General features: G+C 68.6%; 23 protein-coding genes. 16 read left to right on the top strand and 7 right to left on the bottom strand.

The features are described from left to right. Window position 1 precedes the first annotated feature (1 nt). Genes NJQ99_RS06875 through NJQ99_RS06865 form a run of 3 tightly spaced genes read right to left on the bottom strand, consistent with a single transcriptional unit; the run spans window position 2 to window position 3,626 of the window. Window positions 2-865, bottom strand: coding sequence for an alpha/beta fold hydrolase (locus NJQ99_RS06875; RefSeq protein WP_269332036.1), 864 nt, complete (start codon window positions 863-865; stop codon window positions 2-4). Further along, complete coding sequence (locus tag NJQ99_RS06870) at window positions 862-1,578, bottom strand: haloacid dehalogenase type II (protein WP_407933349.1); 717 nt, start codon at window positions 1,576-1,578, stop codon at window positions 862-864. The genes NJQ99_RS06875 and NJQ99_RS06870 overlap by 4 nt, the downstream gene beginning before the upstream one ends. Before the next feature lie 20 nt (window positions 1,579-1,598). Next, on the bottom strand, window positions 1,599-3,626 hold the full coding sequence (locus NJQ99_RS06865) for a lytic transglycosylase domain-containing protein (RefSeq protein WP_269332034.1): 2,028 nt from the start codon (window positions 3,624-3,626) through the stop codon (window positions 1,599-1,601). A 219-nt stretch (window positions 3,627-3,845) separates the two neighbouring features. Between NJQ99_RS06865 and dapA the strand changes: the two genes are divergently transcribed. Genes dapA through NJQ99_RS06850 form a run of 3 tightly spaced genes read left to right on the top strand, consistent with a single transcriptional unit; the run spans window position 3,846 to window position 6,013 of the window. Next, on the top strand, window positions 3,846-4,754 hold the full coding sequence (gene dapA / locus NJQ99_RS06860) for a 4-hydroxy-tetrahydrodipicolinate synthase (protein ID WP_269332033.1): 909 nt from the start codon (window positions 3,846-3,848) through the stop codon (window positions 4,752-4,754). Window positions 4,755-4,758: 4 nt separating this feature from the next. After that, the gene (smpB, locus tag NJQ99_RS06855; protein ID WP_269332032.1) at window positions 4,759-5,232 is read left to right on the top strand and encodes an SsrA-binding protein SmpB; all 474 of its coding nucleotides are present in this window, start codon (window positions 4,759-4,761) and stop codon (window positions 5,230-5,232) included. 10 nt (window positions 5,233-5,242) lie between these two features. Further along, window positions 5,243-6,013 (top strand): GNAT family N-acetyltransferase, encoded by a 771-nt coding sequence (locus tag NJQ99_RS06850; protein ID WP_269332031.1) that lies wholly within the window; start codon window positions 5,243-5,245, stop codon window positions 6,011-6,013. Here the strand turns inward: NJQ99_RS06850 and NJQ99_RS06845 are convergent. Continuing rightward, a complete protein-coding gene (locus NJQ99_RS06845; protein WP_269332030.1) occupies window positions 6,003-6,659 on the bottom strand; it encodes a uracil-DNA glycosylase in 657 nt (218 codons plus the stop codon). The genes NJQ99_RS06850 and NJQ99_RS06845 overlap by 11 nt on opposite strands. After that, window positions 6,659-7,285, bottom strand: a complete 627-nt coding sequence (locus NJQ99_RS06840; RefSeq protein WP_269332029.1) for a LabA-like NYN domain-containing protein — start codon at window positions 7,283-7,285, stop codon at window positions 6,659-6,661. The genes NJQ99_RS06845 and NJQ99_RS06840 overlap by 1 nt, the downstream gene beginning before the upstream one ends. Window positions 7,286-7,384: 99 nt before the next feature. Between NJQ99_RS06840 and folK the strand changes: the two genes are divergently transcribed. The 13 genes from folK (at window position 7,385) to NJQ99_RS06775 (ending at window position 19,603) form a co-directional block, all read left to right on the top strand. After that, window positions 7,385-7,987 (top strand): 2-amino-4-hydroxy-6-hydroxymethyldihydropteridine diphosphokinase, encoded by a 603-nt coding sequence (folK, locus tag NJQ99_RS06835; RefSeq protein WP_269332028.1) that lies wholly within the window; start codon window positions 7,385-7,387, stop codon window positions 7,985-7,987. Between the two features lie 106 nt (window positions 7,988-8,093). Beyond that, entirely contained in the window at window positions 8,094-8,519 is a 426-nt protein-coding gene (gene rpoZ, locus NJQ99_RS16360) for a DNA-directed RNA polymerase subunit omega (RefSeq protein ID WP_269332027.1), read from the top strand. 84 nt (window positions 8,520-8,603) lie between these two features. Then, on the top strand, window positions 8,604-10,802 hold the full coding sequence (locus NJQ99_RS06825) for a RelA/SpoT family protein (RefSeq protein ID WP_269332026.1): 2,199 nt from the start codon (window positions 8,604-8,606) through the stop codon (window positions 10,800-10,802). After that, complete coding sequence (gene pyrE / locus NJQ99_RS06820; RefSeq protein WP_269332025.1) at window positions 10,799-11,383, top strand: orotate phosphoribosyltransferase; 585 nt, start codon at window positions 10,799-10,801, stop codon at window positions 11,381-11,383. The genes NJQ99_RS06825 and pyrE overlap by 4 nt, the downstream gene beginning before the upstream one ends. Before the next feature lie 88 nt (window positions 11,384-11,471). Continuing rightward, window positions 11,472-11,966: a DUF2062 domain-containing protein gene (locus tag NJQ99_RS06815; protein WP_269332024.1), complete on the top strand. Its 495-nt coding sequence runs from the start codon at window positions 11,472-11,474 to the stop codon at window positions 11,964-11,966. Between the two features lie 66 nt (window positions 11,967-12,032). Next, entirely contained in the window at window positions 12,033-12,806 is a 774-nt protein-coding gene (locus NJQ99_RS06810; protein ID WP_269332023.1) for a pyridoxine 5'-phosphate synthase, read from the top strand. A gap of 8 nt (window positions 12,807-12,814) precedes the next feature. Next, window positions 12,815-13,228, top strand: coding sequence for a holo-ACP synthase (gene acpS, locus NJQ99_RS06805; protein WP_269332098.1), 414 nt, complete (start codon window positions 12,815-12,817; stop codon window positions 13,226-13,228). A 70-nt stretch (window positions 13,229-13,298) separates the two neighbouring features. Then, a complete protein-coding gene (gene lepB, locus NJQ99_RS06800) occupies window positions 13,299-14,096 on the top strand; it encodes a signal peptidase I (protein ID WP_269332022.1) in 798 nt (265 codons plus the stop codon). Beyond that, on the top strand, window positions 14,093-14,800 hold the full coding sequence (gene rnc, locus NJQ99_RS06795) for a ribonuclease III (protein ID WP_269332021.1): 708 nt from the start codon (window positions 14,093-14,095) through the stop codon (window positions 14,798-14,800). Before lepB ends, rnc begins: the two co-directional genes overlap by 4 nt. Further along, the gene (gene era / locus NJQ99_RS06790) at window positions 14,797-15,717 is read left to right on the top strand and encodes a GTPase Era (protein WP_269332020.1); all 921 of its coding nucleotides are present in this window, start codon (window positions 14,797-14,799) and stop codon (window positions 15,715-15,717) included. The genes rnc and era overlap by 4 nt, the downstream gene beginning before the upstream one ends. A gap of 16 nt (window positions 15,718-15,733) precedes the next feature. After that, on the top strand, window positions 15,734-16,477 hold the full coding sequence (recO, locus tag NJQ99_RS06785; RefSeq protein ID WP_269332019.1) for a DNA repair protein RecO: 744 nt from the start codon (window positions 15,734-15,736) through the stop codon (window positions 16,475-16,477). Further along, window positions 16,474-18,702, top strand: coding sequence for a DNA topoisomerase IV subunit A (gene parC / locus NJQ99_RS06780; protein ID WP_269332018.1), 2,229 nt, complete (start codon window positions 16,474-16,476; stop codon window positions 18,700-18,702). Before recO ends, parC begins: the two co-directional genes overlap by 4 nt. Window positions 18,703-18,826: 124 nt before the next feature. Next, the gene (locus tag NJQ99_RS06775; RefSeq protein WP_269332017.1) at window positions 18,827-19,603 is read left to right on the top strand and encodes a 2-keto-4-pentenoate hydratase; all 777 of its coding nucleotides are present in this window, start codon (window positions 18,827-18,829) and stop codon (window positions 19,601-19,603) included. Between the two features lie 7 nt (window positions 19,604-19,610). Here NJQ99_RS06775 and NJQ99_RS06770 read toward each other — a convergent pair whose 3' ends face one another. After that, window positions 19,611-20,369 (bottom strand): arginyltransferase, encoded by a 759-nt coding sequence (locus tag NJQ99_RS06770; RefSeq protein ID WP_269332016.1) that lies wholly within the window; start codon window positions 20,367-20,369, stop codon window positions 19,611-19,613. A gap of 7 nt (window positions 20,370-20,376) precedes the next feature. Then, window positions 20,377-22,221, bottom strand: coding sequence for an SLC13 family permease (locus NJQ99_RS06765; RefSeq protein ID WP_269332097.1), 1,845 nt, complete (start codon window positions 22,219-22,221; stop codon window positions 20,377-20,379). Between the last annotated feature and the right edge of the window lie 11 nt (window positions 22,222-22,232).

Raw genomic sequence — 22,232 nt, 5'->3', positions numbered from 1 at the left:
GTCAGGGGATCCGGGCGAGGAAGCGGTCGATGGAGGCAATGCATTCCGGCTCGTCGAGGAAAGGGACATGCCCGCGGTCCTTCACCGTGACCAGTTCGGCATCCGGGTGGCGGCGGGCCATTTCCTCCGCCGTCTCGGGCGCGAAGAGGTCGGAGTTCTCGCCGCGCAGGATCAGCAGCGGCGAGGTGCCCAGCGCGTCGAACAGGGGCCAGAGGTCGGCGGCGCCGGCGTTCTCCATGTCGCGGGCGAAGGCGCGGCCGAGGCCGGGGTCGTATTCGTTGGCGATCTTGCCCTCCTCGCTCTCCACGAACAGGCGGCGGGCATAGGCTTCCCAGCCCGCGTCGTCGAGGTTGGCAATCTGGCTCGCGTCGCTTTGCTTCAGGGCGGAAATCGCCTCCTCCCAACTCGAGAAGACGGTCTTGGCCGTCACATAGCCGCCAATGCGCTTCAGCCCGCGCATGTCGAGCGCAGGGCCGATGTCGTTGAGTATCGCGCCCGCCACGAGGTCCTTCTGCGTGGCGGCGAGCACCATCGTCTGGATGCCGCCGCGCGAGGTGCCGAGAAAAACCGCGCGTCCGATCTGCAAGGCCGACAGCACGGCGAGGATGTCGTCGATCTCCTGCGGGACCGTGTAATGGGTCCAGTCCGGATCGTGGCCGGAGAAGCCGCGCCCGCGCATGTCGATGGACACGACGCGGCGCGCGGGCGCGAGACGGTCGGCGAATTCGGCGAAGTCGCGATGATTGCGGGTGAGCCCCGGCAGGCACACGACCGGGGTGCCGCCCGCGTCCGGCGCGCTGTCGCGGATGTAAAGCTTAAGCCCGTCGCGCGCGGCGATGTGGCGGTCCAGGACGGTGGCGGTCATGCGGCGTCTCCCAGAAAGCTCGGCAGGGGTGTGAGATCGGCCACCACGCGGTCGGGCGTCCAGGGCAGCCGCTCTTGCGGTGCGCCCGCGCGGTTCACCCAGCAGACCGCAAAGCCGAAGGCGGCAGCCCCCGCCGCATCCCAGCCGTTGGAGCTGAAGAACGCGATGTCCGGCGGGAAGGCCGCCATCCGGTCGCTGGCGAGACGGTAGACGGAAAAATCGGGCTTGAAGACGCCCGCATCCTCAACCGAGATCACGTCGTCGAGCAGAGGGCCGATGCCGGCACTCTCCACGGCGGCGGCCAGCATGTCCGGCGAGCCGTTCGACAGGATTGCGGTCGCGATTCCCTTGCGCTTCAGCGCGCGCAGTACCTCCGGCACTTCGGGGTAGGCGTCGAGCTGCCAGTAGAGGTCGAGAAGGCGCTGGCGCAGCCCCGCGTCGCCGCCGAGGTCCGCGGTCTCCAGCGCGTAGTCGAGACCGTCGCGCGTCACCGACCAGAAGTCCGTATGGCGGTTCATCACCGCGCGCAGCCAGGTGTATTGAAGCTGCTTCTCCCGCCAGACAGCCGACAGGGTCTGCCACTGCGGGCCGATCTCATCCGCGAGATGGCGCGCCGCGGCCGCGACGTCGAACAGCGTGCCATAAGCGTCGAAAACGGCGACGCGGGTTCGGGCGAAACGGGTATCCGGGCCGGTGTCCGTCATGGTGTGCATCCCCTCCACAGGTGGCGCACTCAGGGCCGGTTGCCCCGGCTCAGGTCGCGCGTCGTGTTGAGCCGCAAGGTGCCATCGTCGAGCCGCGCGCGATAGACCTGAAGGGACTCGATGATGCGCTGCACATAGTTGCGGGTCTCGGAGAAGGGTATCCGCTCCACCCAGTCCACCGGGTCGACCGCCGGATCGCGGGGGTCGCCGAACCGGCGGATCCACTCGTCGGGCCGCGCGGGGCCGGCATTGTAGGCGGCAAGGGTGAGGATGTAGGAGCCGTTGTAGCGCTCCAGCAGTTCGCGCAGATGGGCCATGCCGAGCGTGGCGTTATAGGCCGGGTCCGCGGTCAGCAGGTCGGCGTCGAACTTCAGGTCGAGCGTGCTTGCGACCGCGCGGGCGGTGTCCGGCATAAGCTGCATCAGGCCGCGTGCGCCCGCCGGGCTGACCGCGAAGGGGTTGAGGGCGCTTTCCTGGCGGGAGAGCGCGTGGACGAGGGCAAGTTCCGGCTCCCGCGCCTCCGCGAACGTCGGGAAGCCGTAGAGAGGAAAGGCGTTGTCGGGGACGAGCACACCGTCGCGGATCGCCAACTTGCCGAGCAGGACGCGGCGGTGATCGCGGTCGAGATCGCCGACGATCTCTCCCAGAAGGACCTGGTCGACGGCCGTCTCCAGCTGCCGGGCGAGCGCGAACAACACGCTGTCGGCCATGTCGTGCAGGCCAAGCTCGACAAGCAGGCGGGCGGCCTGCACGAGGTCGCGCCGCTCGAACGCGCGGCGGTCTTCTGCGGCCGGCACAGGCACGGCGGAAAGCCGCGTCGGCCCGATGCCCAGCTTCTCCCCCGCCAGCTGTCCGTAGTAGGTGAAGAGGTGCTCCGCGGCCTTCCCGTACCAGCCGCGCGCCGCGGACGCATCGCCCTGAGCCTCCGCGGCACGGCCCGCCCAATAAGCCCCGCGCGACAGGCTGATCGGGCTCGACACGCCCTCGAACAGGCGCACGAAATGGGGCAGGGCGCGGGCGGGATCGTCGAGGAAGCGCAGGGCGATCCAGCCGAGGAGCCACTCGGCCTCGGCAAACTCCACGCCTTCGGTCAGGCCGTGATTGCTGGCGGCGGCGTAGGCTGCGCGCGGGTTGTCGAGGTCCAGCCCCTCGCGCGCGAGGTAATGCCGGATCCGCCATGCCCCTTCTGCGCCGAAGGGGGGCGGCGTGTCCTTCACACGGTCGAGAACGGAGATCGCCTCGAGATATTCGCCCTTGCGCTGAAGCAGGCGCGCCCGGTCGAATGCCGCGCCGGGTTGGGCCTGCGCGCTGGCAGGCAGGCGCGACCAAAGCCGGTCTGCATCGCGTGCCCGGCGCTGCTGCGCAATGCGGGCCTCGGCGACCGCGCGCGCATCGCCCGGTACGAGGGTCAGAAGGTCGGCCGCCTGGGAAAGCTCTCCCTCCCACAGCAGGCGGTCGAGGCGGGTCACATGGTCTGCGGTCTGAAGATGCGTGGCATGGGCGTCGAGAAAGGCACGTTCGCCGGTCGACGAGAAATGCCCCTCCCTCCAGGCGCGCCGGATGGTGGCCAGCCCCTCCGCCCGCTTGCCCGTTGCGATCAGCGCCTCGCCCAGCCGTTGCATGCCGGGGCCGGTGCGCGGCGGATGGCGCTCGAACCAGGCGAGGGCTTCGGCATGGGTCGCCTGCTCGAGTGCGGCCTTCTCCGCTGCACGCACGATGCGCCATTGCCCTGGCCAGTGCGGGTGGGAGTCGAGAAAGGCCCGCAGTTCGCTGAACGCATAGGCCTCCCCGTTCTCGGTGAAGGCGAGCCAGCGAACGACGTCGTTGGCGACCGGCAGGCCGGAGCGCGCCGCCGCGGCTTTCGCACGCAGCCAGTCACCCTCCCGCGCGGCGGCGATGGCGTCGGCGGCACGTGCGAACGCCTCCGTCCGGAAGCCGGGCTTCGGCACGGACAGGGGCACGGTCGCGGCACTGATCTCGCGCGCGGACGTCAGCGTCGCCGGAACCAGCGCGAGCGCCAGCGGCAGCAGGACACGGGCGGCGAAGACGGAACGCATCGGGCAATCCCTTTCCTGGCGAACGAAACGCGAGGCACGGCGAATCGCAACACCGGGTGACGGTCGCCCGCTTTCGGGCTAGAAGCAATCCGAACCCGGCGGCGCCGCTCCCGGCTGCGCGTGCCCGCTCACGGCTTGCCGCGTGGCAGAACCGCCGCTAGGGTCACGCACCGCTTCCATGGTGCGAAGCAGAACCACAACCCGCAAGGCCGGACTTCCATGCCAGACCAGATCAAGGACACATCGCGCATCCGTGGCTCCATCGTTGCACTCGTGACGCCCTTCAAGGACGGCAAGGTGGACGAAAAAGCGCTGCGCGGCCTCGTCGACTGGCATGTCGCGGAAGGCACGCACGGGATCGTCCCCGTGGGCACGACGGGCGAGAGCCCGACGCTGAGCCACGAGGAGCACAAGTCCGTCATCGAGATCGTCATCGAACAGGCCGCGGGCCGCGTGCCGATCATCGCGGGCACGGGCTCGAACAACACGACCGAGGCGGTGGACTTCACCATCCACGCGGCGGAGGCCGGCGCGGACGCGGCGCTGGTGGTGACGCCCTATTACAACAAGCCGACGCAGGAGGGGCTGTTCCAGCACTTCAAGGCGGTGGCGGACAGCGCACCCCAACTGCCGGTCTTCATCTACAACATTCCCGGCCGGTCGGTGATCGACATGAGCGTGGAGACCATGGCTCGGCTTGCCCGCGAGGTCGCCAACATCGTCGGCGTGAAGGACGCGACCGCGAAGATGGAACGGGTGAGCCTGCAACGTCAGCACTGCGGCGCGGATTTCATCCAGCTTTCGGGCGAGGATGCGACCGCGCTGGGCTTCAACGCGCATGGCGGCATCGGCTGCATCTCCGTGACGGCGAACATCGCGCCAAGGCTCTGCGCGGAGTTCCAGGAGGCGACGCTGCGCGGGGATTATGCGGCGGCGCTCACCATCCAGGACAAGCTGATGCCGCTGCACAACGCGCTGTTCGTGGAGTCGAACCCGACGCCCGCGAAGTTCGGCCTGTCCGTGCTGGGCAAGTGCGAGGAGGAGGCGCGGCTTCCGCTCGTGTCCGTGACCGACGCCACGCGCGGGTTGATGCGGGACGCGATGCGGCACGCCGGCCTGATCAACTGACAGAATGGCGGTAAAGACAGCGTCCAAACGGCGCGTCGTCGCGGAGAACCGCAAGGCGCGCCACGAATACTTCATCGAGGATACCGTGGAGGCGGGTATCGTGCTCCAGGGGACCGAGGTGAAGGCGCTCCGCGAAGGCAAGGGCAACATCACCGAAGCCTATGCCAGCGCGGAGGGCGGGGAGTTGTGGCTCGTCAACGCCTATATCCCCGAATACGGGCACGCCAACCGCTTCAACCACGAGACGCGGCGGCCGCGGAAACTGCTTCTGCACAAGCGTGAGGTGAACAGGCTGGCCGGCGCGACGCAGCGTCAGGGCATGACCATCGTGCCGCTGACGCTCTACTTCAACGAGAAGGGGCGGGCGAAGCTCGAACTGGGCCTCGCGCGCGGCAAGAAGCTGCACGACAAGCGCGCGAGCGAGAAGGAAAAGGACTGGAAGCGGGAGCAGGCGCGCCTGCTCAAGGACCGGGGCTGAGGACCGCGCCATGGCCGCGCCAGCAGGCCCGCTCGATGCCGCGGAGATTGCCCGCCTGGAGGAGCAGTTCTTCACCTGCTGGCCCGCCGACGAGACTGTGGAACACGAGGGCTGGCGGATGCGCGCGACGCGCGGGGTGTCGGACCGTGCGAACTCGGTTTATGCGGCGGCCTGGACCGGCGGTGACCTCGATGCCGCCATCGGCGCGGCGGAGGGCTTCTACACCGCACGGGGGCTGCCCGCGACCTTCATGATGATGCCGGTGACGCAGCCGAAGGACCTCGATGGGCGGCTCGCGGCGCGCAGGTATGTGCGCGCCAAGGAGACGCGCGTTTGCCTGGGAGACCCCGCACGGGTGGCGGCGCTGGTGGCCCCGGATGCGGTGTCCATCGATCTTGCGAGCGACCGGGGCGCGGAGTGGGCGGAGGCCTATGCCCGCGATGCGAACGCGGCAGACCTTGCCGTGCGGGCGGAGATCATGGGGCGCGTGCCCGTGCCGCGCCTCTATGTGCTGGCGCGCGAGGGGGCGGCGCCGGTGGGTCTCGGCATGGGCGTGCTGAGGGGCGACACGGCGGTGGTGCAGGGGATGCGGACGCTGCCCGACGCGCGCGGGCGCGGTGTGGGGCGCGCGGTCCTCGCCGCGATCGGGCGCTGGGCGGTTTCGATGGAGGCCGCGCGCATGGCGCTTCAGGTCGAGGTGGAGAACGCCGCCGCCAACGCACTCTATGCCGCCGCGGGGTTCGAGGAGGCGTACCGCTACGCCTATCGCGTCAGGCGCTGAGGTCGGCGCGCACCGCCCGGAAGACGGCATCGAACATTTCCGGCGTGAGGCGCCGCGTGTTCGTGTTGTAGCGGGAGCAATGGTAGCTGTCGTGCAGGACGGTCCCGGAGGGCAGCACGTGCCGGGCCCCGTGTGCGAAGGGATGCGCGGCGCGGCGCGTAGCCGTCACGTCGAGGACGGCGTCATGCGCGATCCGTCCCAGCGCGACGATCGCGCGAAGCCCGGGCAGCGCCTCGACCCGCGCCTTGAGAAACCGCGCGCAGGTGCGGATCTCGGCCGTCGTTGGCTTGTTCTGCGGGGGGACGCAGCGCACGGCGTTGGTGATCATCGCGCCGCGCAGCGCCAGGCCGTCGCCCGGATGCTGGAGATACTCCCCCTCGGCAAGGCCATGCGCCTTCAGCGTGGCGTAGAGCAGGTCGCCCGCATAGTCGCCGGTGAAGGGCCGGCCGGTGCGGTTCGCGCCCGTGACGCCGGGCGCGAGGCCGACGATCAGCAGCCGCACTGCCGCATCCCCGTCCGGCGGTGCAAAGCTCGGCACCGCGCCGTTGAACCAGCCGGGCTCTCTTGCCGCGTTCTCCCGCCGGTAGGCGACGAGACGCGGGCAAAGCGCGCAATCGCGCGGCGGCTCCGGCGGCAGGTGGGACATCAGAGAATGTCGGCGGGATCCAGCGGGCCTTCGTCGTCGCCGTCATCCTCGTCGCGGCGGGGATAGCGTTCCCCCGGCTCCCGGCGTGGCCGCGGCGGACCCTCGCGGCAGATGTGCTCGCGCAGCTCCTCGAGATCGAGGAAGACGTCGGCCTGGCGGCGCAGTTCGTCGGCGATCATCGAGGGCTGGGTACGGATGGTGGATACGACCGTCACGCGCACGCCCTTGCGCTGCACCGCCTCGACAAGGCTGCGGAAATCGCCGTCGCCGGAAAAGATGACGATGTGGTCGAGATGCTCCGCCATCTCCATGGCATCGATCGCAAGCTCGATGTCCATGTTGCCCTTGATCTTCTCGCGGCCCTGGGCGTCGGTGAAGCGCTTCGTCGGCTTCGTCACCATCATGTAGCCGTTGTAGTCGAGCCAGTCGACGAGCGGACGGAGCGGCGAATACTCCGTGTCCTCCATGATTGCAGTGTAGTAGAAGGCGCGCACGAGGCGGCCTTGCGCAGCAAAGTGCGCGCGCAGGCGGCGATAATCGATGTCGAGGTTGAGCGCGCGTGCGGCAGCGTACAGGTTCGAACCGTCGATGAAGACCGCAATGCGTTCGTGGGGATAGATGTTCAAGGTGTCACCCGTGGCAAGGAGATCAAAGAAAGTGCTTTCGAGGGAGGGCCGCGCGCAAGAGGACCGGGGCACCCTCATAAACAGACGGTGTCTCGATACATGATCGTGCAAGCGGAAGGAAATGTTTCTTGCCTGATCGCGTTGGGCGCGAACCTGCCGTCCCCCGCCGGAGTGCCGCGCGTGACGCTGGCCCGTGCGCTGGACGGCATGCGGGTGCGGGGCTGGCGGGTGGTAGCGATTTCCCGCTTCTACCGCACCGCGCCCGTCCCGCCGACCGGGCAGCCGGATTTCGTGAACGCGGTCGCGCGCGTCGAGGTGCCGGCGGCGCTGCGGCCCGAAGATGTGCTCGACGCGCTGCACGAGATCGAGCGGAAGTTCGGGCGCACCCGCCGGGTAACGTGGGAGGCGCGCACGCTCGACCTCGATCTGCTGGACGCAGGCAGCCGGGTGCAGCCCGCCGACTGGCCCGGAGACACCACGGTCAAGCCGGGGGCACCGGCGCTGTCGCGGCCGCTGGCCCTGCCGCATCCACGGCTGCACGAACGCGCCTTCGTCCTGTATCCGCTGCGCGACGCAGCCCCCGGCTGGCGCCATCCGGTCACCGGCGCGAGCCCCGACGAGATGATCGCCGCGCTGGGACCACACGAGCCCCCCGAAGTCCTTGACAGCCCCGGCGCGGGCACGCTAGACGCCACCTCTTGATCCGCTTGTCCCCGGGACGGCGGCCTCTTATGTCTTGTCCTGCAGGAAGGCGACGCGCGCCCGCCTGCCGGACGGCACGGACCCCGAACGCACGAGGCAGACCCCCATGGCCCGCGTTACCGTTGAAGATTGCATCGACAAGGTCGACAACCGCTTCGAACTGGTTCTTCTGTCGGCGCATCGTGCGCGCGAGATTTCCTCCGGCGCGCCGCTGTCCATCGACCGCGACAACGACAAGAACCCCGTGGTCGCGCTGCGCGAGATCGCCGACGAGACGAAGACGCCCGAGGATCTGCGCAACGGCCTGATCGAGAGCCTGCAGAAGCACGTCGAGGTCGACGAGCCGGAAGACGACGAGCTGTCGTTGCTGATGAGCGAAGAAGGCGGCAGCGACGAAGATGGGCTGACCGAAGAGATGCTGCTGAAGGCGCTGCGCGGAGAGCTCGGCGTCATGGCGGCCCCCTCGGCCGGCGGCGAAGCCGAAGCGGACACCGAGGGCGATGAGGATAGCGGAGAAGACGGCGACGACTGAACGGATCGTACCTTGCGCGGTAGCGTGCGCGGCGTCCGCTGAGAGGCGGGCGGCGTGTGCGGCCCCGCAGGCCGGGGGCACCGCATGATCCGCCAGTACGAGCTAGTCGACCGCGTCCGCGCCTATCACTCGGACGTCGACGAGAACCTGCTCAACCGCGCCTACGTCTTCGCCATGCGCGCGCACGGGTCGCAGAAGCGTGCGAGCGGCGACCCCTATTTCTCTCATCCCCTGGAAGTCGCCGCGATCCTGACCGACCTCAGGCTCGACGACGCGACCATCGTGACCGCACTGCTGCACGACACGATCGAGGATACCGAGACCACGCACGAGGACATCCTGCGGGTCTTCGGCGACGAGATCGCGGCGCTGGTGGACGGGGTGACGAAGCTTTCGCAGCTGGAACTGACCTCGGAGCGCACGAAGCAGGCGGAAAATTTCCGCAAGCTGATCCTGGCCATGTCGAACGACATCCGGGTGCTGCTGGTGAAGCTTGCCGACCGGCTGCACAACATGCGCACGCTGCACTTCATCGCCAAGCCGGAGAAGCGCCGCCGCATCGCCGAGGAAACGGTGGAGATCTATGCCCCGCTGGCCGGGCGCATCGGCATGCAGGGGATGCGCGACGAGCTTGAGGACCTTGCGTTCGCGGAGGTGAACCCGGACGGGCGCGAGCAGATCCTCGCCCGCCTGGCCCGCCACCGGGAGCAGGACGGCGGCGTCGTCAGCCGCATCGCCGACGCGCTGCGCATACTGCTGGCCGAGAAGGGGATCGAGGCGCAGGTCAAGGGCCGGGAGAAGCGGCCCTATTCCATCTGGAAGAAGATGGAGCGCAAGACCATCGCGTTCGAGCAATTGTCCGACCTGATCGGCTTCCGCGTGATCGTGGACGATGTAGATACCTGCTACGACGCGCTGGGCCACATCCACCGGGCGTGGGCCTTCGTGCCGGGCCGGTTCAAGGACTATATCTCGACACCGAAGCGCAATGGCTACCGCTCGCTCCACACGACGGTGATCGGGCCGGAGAAGCAGCGCGTCGAAATCCAGATCCGCACGCAGGCGATGGAGGACATCGCCGAGCGGGGCGTGGCGGCGCATTGGAACTACAAGGACGGCGCAAAGGCCGCCCCGCGCGAGATCCGTGCCTATGAATGGCTGCGCGAGCTGGTCTTCATGCTGGAGCAGGGCGACACGCCGGAGGAATTTCTCGAGCACACGAAGCTCGAGATGTTCCACGACCAGGTGTTCTGCTTTACGCCCAAGGGCGACCTGATCGGCCTGCCGCGTGGCGCGACGCCCGTCGACTTCGCCTATGCCGTTCACACCGACGTCGGCAACAAGTGCGTCGGCGCCAAGGTCAACGGCCAGCGGGTGCCGCTGCCGACCGTGCTGCAAAACGGCGACCAGGTGGAGATCCTGCTTTCGGACGCGCAATCGCCCTCGCCGACGTGGGAATCGTTCGCGGTCACGGGCAAGGCGCGCTCCGCCATTCGCCGCTATGCCCGCATGAAGAGCCGGGAACAATACGTCCGCCTCGGCCGCCGCATCCTGGAGCGGGCGTTCGAGAAGGCGGGTGTGGAATTCTCCGACAAGGCCATCGGAAGCGCGCTGCCCCGGCTCAAGGTGCCGACGGCGGACGAGGTGTTCCTGCAGGTCGGGCAGGGGATGGTCGGAGAGGCCGACGTGCTCGGCACCGTCTACCCGGAAACCCGGCGGCCGCGGGAGGAGGGCAATGGCAGCGCGAGCGTGGAGGGGCAGATGCTGCCTGCAATCCCGATTCGCGGTCTCGTGCCCGGTCATGCACTGCACCTGGGCACATGCTGCCGCCCGATCCCCGGCGACCGGATCGTCGGGATCTTCACGCCGGGCGAAGGGGTCACCGTTCACACCATCGACTGCGCCCGCCTGCCGGATTATTTCGACGAGGAAGAGCGTTGGCTCGACCTCGCCTGGGACCAGGCAGAGGAGAAGAATGCGATCTTCGCAGGGCGGCTGGAGGTCGAGGTTCTGAACGAGAAGGGCGCGCTGGGCGCAGTGGCCAACGTCATCGCGCGCAATGACGGCAACATTGACGACCTGCACGTGGATCGCCGCAATGCGGACGTCTTCACGATGTCCATCGCCATCGAGGTGCGCGGCCTGAAGCACCTTGAAAACATCAAGGCGGCGCTCAGGGCGATGCAGGTTGTCACGAAGGTTAGCCGCGACCGCGGCGAACGGACGGTGCCGGGCACGCGGGCGCCGGAAGAACTATTTGCGGGGGAGGGTGCAATCCCATGACGAAGGACGAGGTGCTGGCGGAATTCCGGGCGGCGGGGGCGCTGCTGGAGGGGCATTTTGTCCTGAGTTCGGGGCTGCACAGCCCCACCTACATGCAGTGTGCGCGGGTGCTGATGGATCCGATGCGGGCCGAACGCCTGTGTGCGGCACTGGCGCAGAAGGTGCGCGCGGAACTGCCGGGCATCGAGCTCGTCGTCTCGCCCGCGATGGGGGGCGTCGTCGTCGGCTACGAGATGGGCCGGCAACTGGGGGTGCCCGCGATCTTCACCGAGCGGGTCGAGGGAAAGTTCGCGCTGCGCCGCGGCTTCGACATCGCGCCCGGCACGCGCTGCCTGATGGTGGAAGACGTGGTCACCACGGGCCTGTCGTCGCGCGAATGCATGGACACGATCCGCGCCTATGGCGGGGAGGTCGTGGGCGCCGCCTCTCTCGTCGACCGGTCTGCCGGCGCGGTCGACCTTGGCGTGCCTTACGTCTCGCTTCTGGCCTTAAAGATTCCCACATATGAGGCCGATAACCTTCCCGTGGATCTGGCCGCGCTGCCGGTCGAGAAGCCCGGCAGCCGCACATTGAAGTCGTAAACCCCGGATGTTTGGACGCAGAAACCGACCGCCACTTCACAAGCGTATCGCTGGTTGGCTCTGGCCGCAGGGCGGGCTGAAGCGGTGGATGCGGTATGTCTGGCACCGGGTCTCGCGCATCCAGGACACGCCGCACCGCGTCGCGATCGGGGTAGCGTGCGGGGCGCTCGCCTCCTTTACCCCCTACATGGGGTTCCACTTCATCCTGGCGGGCGTGCTGGCGTGGCTGGTGGGGGGGAGCCTGCTCGCCTCCGCCTTCGGCACGGCGGTCGGAAACCCGTTCACCTTCCCCTTCATCTGGCTTGCCAGCTTCAACCTGGGCAACGTCGTGCTGGGCCGGGGAACGGTGGAGAAACTGCCGGTGCACCCCTCGTTCGAGGTGTTGATGCACAGGCCGATGGAGCTTCTTGGGCCGCTGCTGCTGCCCATGACCATCGGCGGTATCGTGCTGGGGACGGCTGCCGCGGCGCTGCTCTACTGGCCGGTGCGCTATGTTGTCGGGGTCTATCAGGTGCGCAGGCGCGCGAAACTGGAGGCGCGGCGGCGCGCGCTGCTCTCGACGCGGGCGCACCCAGGCGAATAGATTGGCCGGCGAGCAGGCTGGTCGCCCGCACGGCGGCGGCCACGGCGCGAGACAAGGGAGAGGCGCATGACGCAGGCGGGCAAGCTGAGGCTCGGCGTCAACATCGATCACGTGGCGACGATCCGCAATGCGCGCGGGGGGGCGCACCCCGATCCCGTGCGCGCGGCGCGCGCTGCCGCGGCGGCGGGCGCTGACGGCATTACCGCGCACCTGCGCGAGGACCGCCGCCACATCGGCGACGAGGACATCACGCGGCTGACCCGCGAGATCGACCTGCCGCTTAACCTCGAGATGGCGGCGACCGAGGAGATGCTGGAGATCGCTCTGCGGCACCGGCCGCACGCAAGCTGCCTCGTGCCGGAAAAGCGCGAGGAGCGCACGACCGAGGGCGGTCTCGACGTCGCGGCCGAGCATCGCCAGCTCCGGCCCTATATTTCGGAGCTGAAGAAGGCGGGCATCCGCGTCTCGCTCTTCATCGATCCCGACCCCGTGCAGATCGCGGTCGCCAAGGCGCTGGGCGCGCCGGTGATCGAACTGCACACGGGCGCCTATTGCGAGGCGTGGAACGCCGGCGAGAAGGAGCGCGCGAAGGCGGAACTGGCGCGCATCGCCGCAGCCGCCGAGGAGGGGGCTCGGCAGGGCCTCGAGGTCCACGCCGGCCACGGCCTGGCGTTCGACACGGTCGGGCCGGTTGCAGCCTTGCCGCAGGTGATGGAACTGAACATCGGGCATTTTCTCATCGGCGAGGCGATCTTTTCCGGTCTCGACAGCGCGATCAAGCGGATGCGTGCCCTGATGGACGAGGCGCGCGCGGGCGCCGCCGGCGCACGGATCGCGTGACCGGCGCGATGATCCTGGGCATCGGCAACGACCTCTGCGATATCCGCCGGATCGAGCAGACCATCGACCGGTTCGGCGACCGCTTCCTGATGCGCGTCTTCACGGACGTGGAGCGGACGAAATCGGACCGGCGGCGGATGCGGGCCGCGAGCTATGCCAAGCGGTTCGCGGCGAAGGAAGCGTGCGCCAAGGCGCTCGGCACGGGGCTGCGGCATGGGGTCTTCTGGCGCGACATGGGCGTCGTCAACCTGCCGGGCGGGCGGCCGACGATGCGGTTGACCGGCGGCGCAAAGGTCAGGCTGGACAGCCTGGTACCCGCCGGCATGGCGGCCGACATCCACCTCACGATCACGGACGAGTATCCGCTGGCTGAGGCCATGGTCGTCATCATGGCCATACCCGCGCCATCATCGGCGGGTTGACAGGGCGGGGGGCGAGCGGCCTTATGCGGCCCGATCCCCCGATCGGAACAGACAGCCGGGAAACGACCAGATGGACAAGGGCGAAACGGACAAGGACGACCGCGTCGAGACGCCGGATGGCGCGCCGGCCAAACCGGCACGCTCGGGCGACTCCGTCGGCGAGGTGGTCAAGACCGTCTTTTACGCCCTGCTGATCGCGATGCTGATCCGGGTGTTCCTGTTCCAGCCGTTCAACATCCCGTCCGGCTCGATGCTGCCGACGCTGCTCGTCGGCGACTACGTGTTCGTGTCGAAGTACGCCTATGGCTACAGCCGTTTCTCCCTGCCGTGGGGGCCGGAGCTGTTCGATGGCCGCATCTTCGAGAGTGCGCCGGAGCGCGGGGACGTTGCGGTGTTCCGCCTGCCGACCGACACGAGCAAGGACTACATCAAGCGCATCGTCGGCCTGCCCGGCGACCGGCTGCAGGTGATCGGCGGCGTGCTGCACATCAATGGCAAGGCCGTCATGAGGGAGCCGGCGGGCAGCTTTGCCGACAAGGGCCGCTTCGGGGAGCAGCGCCAGATCGCCATGTTCCGGGAGACGCTTCCCGACGGCCGCAGCTACCTGACGCTCGACGAGGGCTTGAGCCCGGCGGATAACACGCCGGTCTACGAGGTGCCCGAGGGCCACTATTTCGCGATGGGCGACAATCGCGACAACAGTCAGGACAGCCGCTTCCTGTCGGCGGTGGGCTTCATCCCGGCCGAGAACCTGGTGGGGCGGGCGGAGATCATCTTCTTCTCGCTCGACGGCGAGACGCGCTTCTGGGAAGTGTGGAAGTGGCCGTTCAACCTGCGCTTCTCGCGCTTCTTCGACGGCGTCGGATGAAGCGGAGAAAGACGTCACCCCTTTCGCCGGAGCAGACGCAGGCGCTGGAGAGCGCCATCGGCCACAGCTTTTCAGACCGGATGCTGCTGACGCGCGCGCTGACCCATTCGAGCCGGGAGGGCGAGCGGTCGAACGAGCGGCTGGAGTTCCTGGGCGACCGGGTGCTGAATCTCGTCATCGCCGAGGCGCTGTTTCACCGCTTCGAGCGCGAGGAAGAGGGCGGGCTTGCGACGCGCCTCAATGCGCTGGTGCGCAAGGAGACCTGCGCGGAGGTGGCAAAGGCGGTCGGAATCGGCCCGGTCTTGCGGCTCTCGCCGGGCGAGAAGGAAACGGGCGGGCGCGAGAAACCCGCGATCCTCGGCGATGCATGCGAGGCGCTGATCGCGGCGGTGCTGCTGGACGCGGGATTCGAGGCGGCGCGCGCGATGGTGCTGGGGCTTTGGGCCGACTATCTTGACGGCGTGGCGAAGCCGCCGCGCGACCCGAAGAACGCACTGCAGGAATGGACGCAAGGGCGCGGGCTGGGCTTTCCGGATTACGAGGTGGTCGGCCGCGAAGGCCCGGACCACGCGCCGGTCTTCACGGTCGCGGTCCGGGTCAGGGGATACCCCGAGGCGAGGGCCAGCGGCCCCTCCCGCCGGGCAGGCGAACAGGCGGCCGCCAAGCTGATGCTCGAAGCCATCGAGGCGAACGGAGACGCATGACCGAAACGAGTGCAGAGACGACGCGCGCGGGCTTCGCCGCCCTGATCGGCGCGCCCAACGCGGGCAAGTCCACGTTGCTGAACCGCATCCTGGGCCAGAAGATCTCCATCGTCAGCCGCAAGGTGCAGACGACGCGCATCCAGGTGCGTGGCGTGCTGATGCACGGGGCATCGCAGATCGTGTTCGTGGACACGCCCGGCATCTTCCAGCCCAAGCGCCGCCTCGACCGGGCGATGGTGCACGCGGCCTGGTCGGGCGCGCACGACGCCGACACGGTGGTCCTGCTGGTCGATGCGCAGAAGGGCGTGACGGAGGAGGTGCAGCGCATCCTAGACGGGCTGAAGGCGTCGGGCCGGGAGGGCGCGATCCTGGCGCTCAACAAGGTCGACCTCGTGAAGCCCGACGTGCTGCTGCCGCTGGCGGAAAAGCTGTCGGACACGGGCCTCTTCGACGCGGTGTTCATGATCTCGGCGGAGACGGGAAGCGGTGTCGGCGACCTGATCGCCGAGGTGGCAAGGCGGATGCCGGAGGGGCCCTATCTCTACCCCGAAGACCACCTGACGGACCTGCCGGAACGCCTGATCGCCGCGGAGATCACGCGCGAGAAGATTTTCGAGCGGCTGCACGACGAACTGCCATACAAGTCGACGGTGGAGACGGAGAAGTTCGAGGAGCGCCCCGACGGCTCGGCACGGATCGAGCAGACGATCTATGTCGCTCGGGATGGGCACAAGGGCATCTTCCTCGGCAAGGGCGGGGCCACGATCAAGGACATCGGAAAGCGCGCCCGCATCGAGATTTCGGAAGTGCTGGACCGGCCGGTGCACCTGTTCCTGTTCGTCAAGGTGCGCGAGAACTGGGAGGACGACCCGGAGCGCTACCGCGACTGGGGCCTCGACTACAAGGGCGGCGCCTGAACCTGAAGGGACGGCCATGGCGGTCGACTGGAGCGACGATGCGCTGGTGCTGGGGGCCAAGCCCTTCGGCGAGACAGGCGCGATCGCCGACCTGATGACCGCGGCGCACGGGCGGCAGAGCGGGCTCGTCCGCGGCGGGCGCGGCCGGCGGATGCGGGGTACGCTGGAGCCCGGAACGCTGGTCAGGGCACGCTGGCGGGCGCGCCTCGACACCCACCTCGGCACGCTGGAGGTGGAGGCGCTCCGCTCCTACGCGGGACCTGCGATGGCGCGGCCGCGGCAGCTTGCGGGCCTCGTCATGGCGATGGCGACGGCGCAGGCGGCAATCCCCGAGCGCGTGCCCTATCCGGCGGTGTACGAGGGGCTCGTTGCGCTGTTGGACCTGCTGGGCGAGGAGGAGATCTGGCCGGCGCTTTACGCGCGCTGGGAGCTGGGGCTGCTGAGCGAGCTCGGCTACGGCCTGGACCTTGCCAGGTGCGCAGCGACGGGGGAGACGGACGACCTCGCCTATGTGAGCCCGCGCACGGGCCGCGCGGTGGGACGGGGGCCGGGCGCGCCCTACGCCGCGCGCCTGCTGCCGCTGCCGGCATTCCTGCTGGGTGCGCAGGGCGGTCCGGGCGACCGGGAAGAGGCGGCGGCGGGCCTCTTGCTCACAGGGCATTTCCTCGAACGGCGCATCCTGGAGCCGCACGGCAAACGGCTGCCCGATGCGCGCGGACGTTTCATCGACATGCTGAAGGCCGGTAAAGTTCCGACATGAGCACACCGATTCTCGAACCCGGCGAAATCCGGGACGCGGCGCTGGCGCAGGTGCTTGGCGAGAAGTACCTGGCCTATGCGCTCTCCACGATCCTGAACCGCGCGCTGCCCGACGTGCGCGACGGGCTGAAGCCCGTGCACCGGCGTATCCTCTACGCGATGCGGGAGCTGAAGCTGGCCGCGAACGGGCCGCACAAGAAGTCGGCGCGCGTCGTCGGCGACGTGATCGGCAAGTTCCACCCGCACGGTGACCAGGCGGTCTACGACGCGATGGTGCGGCTCGCGCAGGAGTTTTCCTCGCGCTATCCATTGGTCGACGGGCAGGGCAATTTCGGGAACGTCGACGGCGATAACGCGGCGGCCATGCGCTATACCGAAGCGCGGCTGACGGCGGTCGCCGAGGCGATGCTCGACGGCATCGACGAGGACACGGTCGACTTCCGCCCGACCTACGACGGGTCGGAGGAGGAGCCGGAGGTGCTGCCGGCGGGTTTCCCCAACCTGCTCGCCAACGGCGCGCAGGGCATCGCGGTCGGCATGGCGACGTCGATCCCGCCGCACAATGCGGGGGAGGTGTGCGGTGCTCTGCTCCACCTGATCGAGCACCCCGACGCCGACGAGAGCCAGATCATGCTGCGCCTGCCGGGGCCGGACTTCCCCACGGGCGGCGTGATCGTCGAACCGCGCGAGAGCATCCTGGAGGCCTATGCGACGGGCCGCGGCGGGTTCCGCGTGCGGGCGCGCTGGGAGAAGGAGGAGACCGGGCGCGGCACCTACCAGATCGTCGTGACCGAGATTCCCTACCAGGTGCAGAAGTCGAAGCTGATCGAGCAGATCGCGGGGCTGATCGAGGCGAAGAAGCTGCCAATCCTCGCCGACGTGCGCGACGAGAGCGCGGAGGACATCCGCATCGTGCTGGAGCCGCGCGCACGCACGGTCGACCCCGACCTGCTGATGGAGAGCCTGTTCAAGCTCTCCGACCTCGAGACGCGCGTGCCGCTCAACATGAACGTGCTCGACGGCGGGCGCGTGCCGCGGGTGATGACGTTGAAGGAGGTGCTGCGCGCCTTCCTCGACCACCGGCGCGAGGTGCTGATCCGGCGGTCGAGCTTCCGCCTCGGCAAGATCGAGCGTCGGCTGGAAATCCTCGAAGGCTTCATCATCGCCTACCTGAACCTCGACGAGGTGATCCGCATCATCCGGGAGGAGGACGACCCGAAGGCGGAGATGATGGTGGCGTTCTCGCTCACCGACACGCAGGCGGAAGCGATCCTCAACATGCGGCTGCGCTCGCTGCGCAAGCTGGAGGAGATGGAAATCCGCAAGGAGCACGACGCGCTGACAGCAGAACGCGCCGAACTGCTGTCGCTGCTCGATTCGGAAAAGAAGCAGTGGAAGCGCATCGCCGAGCAGGTGGCGGATATCCGCAAGCGCTTCGGCGAAGGGGCCCCGAACGGCGCGCGCAAGACCGATTTCGCCGACCCGCCGGCCATCGTCGAGGTGCCGATGGAGGCGATGATCGAGAAGGAGCCGATCACCGTCCTGCTGTCCGAAAAGGGCTGGATTCGCGCCATGAAGGGCCACCTGACACCCGACGCGGACGTGAAATACAAGGATGGCGACCAGGAACGTTTCCGCATCCACGCGCAGACGACGGACAAGCTGCTGCTGTTCGCGACGAGCGGGCGCTTCTACACCATCGGGTGCGACAAGCTGCCGGGCGGGCGCGGGCATGGCGAGCCGATCCGCCTGATCATCGATCTGCCGAACGACCATGACGTGCTGGATCTGATCCCCTATGCGGGCGGGCGCAAGCTGCTGGTTGCGAGCACAGAAGGGCGCGGCTTCATCGTGCCGGAGGACGAGGTGGTCGCGCAGACGCGCGCGGGCAGGCAGATCCTTTCGGTGGACAAGGGCGCCGAGGCTAAGCTGTGCAAGCCGGTGACGGGTGCCATGATCGCCGTGGTGGGGGAGAACCGGAAGCTTCTGTGCTTCCCCGTCTCCGAGCTGCCGGAGATGGCGCGCGGCAAGGGCGTGCGGCTGCAGAAATACCGCGACGGGGGGCTGTCGGACGTCACGACCTTCGACCCGGAGACGGGGCTGCAGTGGCAGGACAGTTCCGGGCGGACGTGGACCGTGCAGGACCTCGCGGAGTGGATTGGCGCACGGGCGAGCGCGGGGCGGATGCCGCCCAAGGGCTTCCCGCGCAACAACCGTTTCGGCTGATCCGGGAAAAGGTGTTCCGCCGGGCGGCGCGCTTGCGCGCGCGCGGCTCGGCGGGCATGGTCGGGCGGGTCCGGACGAAGCGGGCGCAAGACCTCGGAACAACAGGCAGGGAGACATTGAGGCCATGAGCGGCGATTTCATCAAGGACACGGCAGAGGCGCTCTATCTCGCGCGGGCGCATGGCCGGAGGATCCCGCCGCTCGACCCGCAGACCGTGGGCAGCCTCGATACGGCCTATGACATCCGCGATGCCTGCGACGCACGCGCGAGCGTCAGCATCGTCGGCTGGAAGGTCGGCGGCACGGCGCCCGCCGCCTGGGAGGCGATTGGCGCGACCGAGCCGTTCTACGCCCGTCTGCTCGCGCCCTTCTGCGTGAAAAACGGCGCGAACGTGCAGGTGCCGGAGCGGATCCTGGGCCTCGAATGCGAATATGCCTTCACGCTGGCGAGGGATCTGCCGGTGCGGGCCGAGCCCTACACCCGCGCAGACGTCGAGGCGGCGATCCGCAACGTCTTCCCGGCGCTGGAGATCGTCGGCCTGCGCCAGGACCTGGAGAAGCCGCAGCACGTCTTCCAGATGATTTCGGACTTCGGAACGAATGTCGGCTTCGTGGCGGGAACGCCGGTTGAGGACTGGCGGGACGTCGACTACACGGGCCAGGAGATCGCGGCCATCGTGAACGGCGAGACGAAGACGACGGGGACCGGCAAGAACGTGTTCGGCCATCCGCTCGACGCGCTGACCTGGGCGGCGAACAAGGCGTCCTCGCGCGGGCACGGCCTGCATGCGGGACAGTTCGTCACCACGGGGTCCGCGGTCGGGATCGTGCCCGCGGCGCGGGGGATGTCGGTCGCGGGAGACTTCGGCCCGCTGGGCCGGGTCGAAGCGCGGCTGGCCTGACGCGGCGTCAGGCGAGGCGGACTGGCAACTCGTCGTCTTCGCTCAGCGGTTCCCATCCCTGCGGGCCCAGCGCCTGCAGCGGGTGGAAGCGCGCCTTGTAGGCCATCTTTCGGCTCTCCCGCACCCAGTAGCCGAGATAGACGTAGGAAAACCCCGCCTCGCGCGCCTGTGCAATGTGGTCGAGGATCATGTAGGTTCCGGGGCTTGTGTCCCCGATCTCCGGATGGAAGGCGCTGTAGACCATGCTGAGACCGTCCGACAGGCGGTCGGTCAGGCAGAAGGCCATGAGGCGGCTGCCCTCTTCCGGCGGCGTCCGGTACTCCACCACCACCGTGTCGATCGCGCTGTCCTCCACCATGGTCGCGAAATCGTGCCGGTCCATGTCGGCCATGCCGCCGTCGGCGTGGCGGCACGCGAGATAGGTGCGCAGAAGATCGAACTGCTCCCCCGTCGCAAAGGGCGGCGCGATGTGACGCACGAGCCCGGCGTTCCGGTTCAGCACGCGCCGCTGGGAGCGCGTGGTCCTGTGCCGCTCCGCCACGATGCGGACGGAAACGCAGGCGTCGCATCCCTCGCACGCAGGCCGGTAGGCGATGTTCTGGCTGCGCCGGAAGCCCAGGTTCGAGAGCGCGTCGTGTAAATCCGGGGCGAGGTCGCCCATGAGCGGCGTGAACACCTTCCGCTCCTGCCGGCCGTCGATATAGGGGCACGGACCCGGGGCGGTCAGGTAGAAGCGCAGCATCTTCAGGCGCGGATCGTGTCGCATGGCCCCCTCACACTCCGTAATACCAGGGCGCAAACACTGAAAATACGATCCATAGAAGCACGATCAATGGGGCGCCCGCACGCACGAAGTCGCTGAAGCGATAATGGCCCGGTCCCATGACCAAAAGGTTCGTCTGGTACGCCATCGGCGTGGCGAAGGAGCAATTGGCGGCAAAGACCACCCCGTAGACGAACACCTCCGGCGGTACGCCCAGCGCGTTCGCCGCACTGACCGCGATGGGCGCGAACAGGACGGCGGTCGCATTGTTCGACAGCACGTTGGTGAGCAGGGCAATCAGCAGGAAGAGCGCGGAAAGAACCGCCGCTGGGCCGAACTGCGACAGGCCGGAGACGAGAGCGGTGCCGAGGAACGCCGCGCCGCCCGTCGCCTGCAGCGCGCTGCCCATGGCGAGGGAGGCCGCAACGATCAGCACGATGCGCCGGTCGATAGCGCGGCCCGCCTGGCGGAGATTGAGTGCGCCGCTGGCGATCATCAGCATGGCGCCTGACAGACCCGCGATCATGGTGGGAAGCAGCCCTGTCGAGGCGGCGACGACGACGGCAGCGAAGATGGCGAGCGCGGTCCGCGCACTCTCGAGCGCGGGCAGGGCGGTGGCGGAGGTTTCGAGCACCACGAGGTCGCGGTCGGCGCGCAGGATGTCCAGCTGCGGCTCGGAGCCCACCAGCAGCAGGACGTCGCCGGCCTCCAGGCGGATCTCGTCTAGGCTTGCCCGCAACATCCGGGACCGGCGCTGGATGCCGAGCACGAGGCAGCCCGTGCGGGCGGGGAAGGAGACGTGCGCAAGCGACTGCCCGATGAGGCGCGAGCCGGGCGCGACGATCGCTTCGGTGAGCATCCGTTCGGCGGTGACGCGGCCGACGTCGCCCTCCTCGGGGGCCTCGAGGCCGTCCCCGACGAGCAGCTTGGGCCGGGTCGTCAGGATGTCCGTCAGCGCCTTGCGGGTGGCGGCCACGATGACCGTGTCCCCCTCGCTCAGCGTGATGTCGTCGAAGGGGGGAAGCAGCGTCCGCCCGCCCCGCTGGATCAGGCGGACGGTGAGGTCGGGGAGCTTGGGGAAGAGGCCGGCAACCGCCTCCGCCCCGACGAGTGGATGGCCGCGGACCAGGTCGATCTGTGCGATGAACTGCTTGCCGGTCTGGGCGACGAGCGCACCGGCCATGGTCGCCCGGTCCGGCAACAGGTAGGGCGTCACGAAAAGCACGTAGACGAAACCCGCAGCCGCCAGCACCAGGCCCGGAAAGGTGAAGTCGAAGAAGCCGATGGGGGCGAGCCCCGCGCTGCGGGCGGCGTCGGCCACCAGCAGGTTGGTCGATGAGCCGATGAGCGTCGTCATGCCGCCCAGGACGCAGACGTAGGAGAGGGGAATCATCACCCGGCTCGTGGGCAGGCGCAGCCGCTCCACGATCGTCACGAGCACCGGAATGAACATGATCGCGACGGGCGTGTTGTTCAGGAAGGCGCTGACCACCATCACGCAGACGAACACGCCGAAGAGCAACGTCCGCGGCCGCCCGCCGCCAAGGGCGAGGAGGCGGCGTACCGGCTCGTTCAGGGCGCCGGTCTGGAAGAGACCCTGGCCGACGACAAGAAGGCTGAGAATCGTCACGAGGGCAGAATTGCCGAACCCCTCGATCATGGTGGCGGGCGTGACGAGCGGCGCACCGTCCGGCCCGGCGAGCGGGTAGAGATGGAACAACACGGCGAGCGCCACGATGGTCGCGATCGACGTCAGCTCGATCGAGACCCGCTCCCACGCATAGGACACGACCGCGACGGCAATGATCGCGAACGACAGCCACATCTGCGGCGCCGCGTCGGCAAATGACGGCATCTGGTCCAAGC

It is taken from the genome of Futiania mangrovi, assembly GCF_024158125.1.
Classification (GTDB): Bacteria; Pseudomonadota; Alphaproteobacteria; order Futianiales; family Futianiaceae; genus Futiania; species Futiania mangrovi.
Note: the sequence above shows the minus strand (reverse complement) of the source record. Positions and strands in the feature narration are given on the sequence as shown.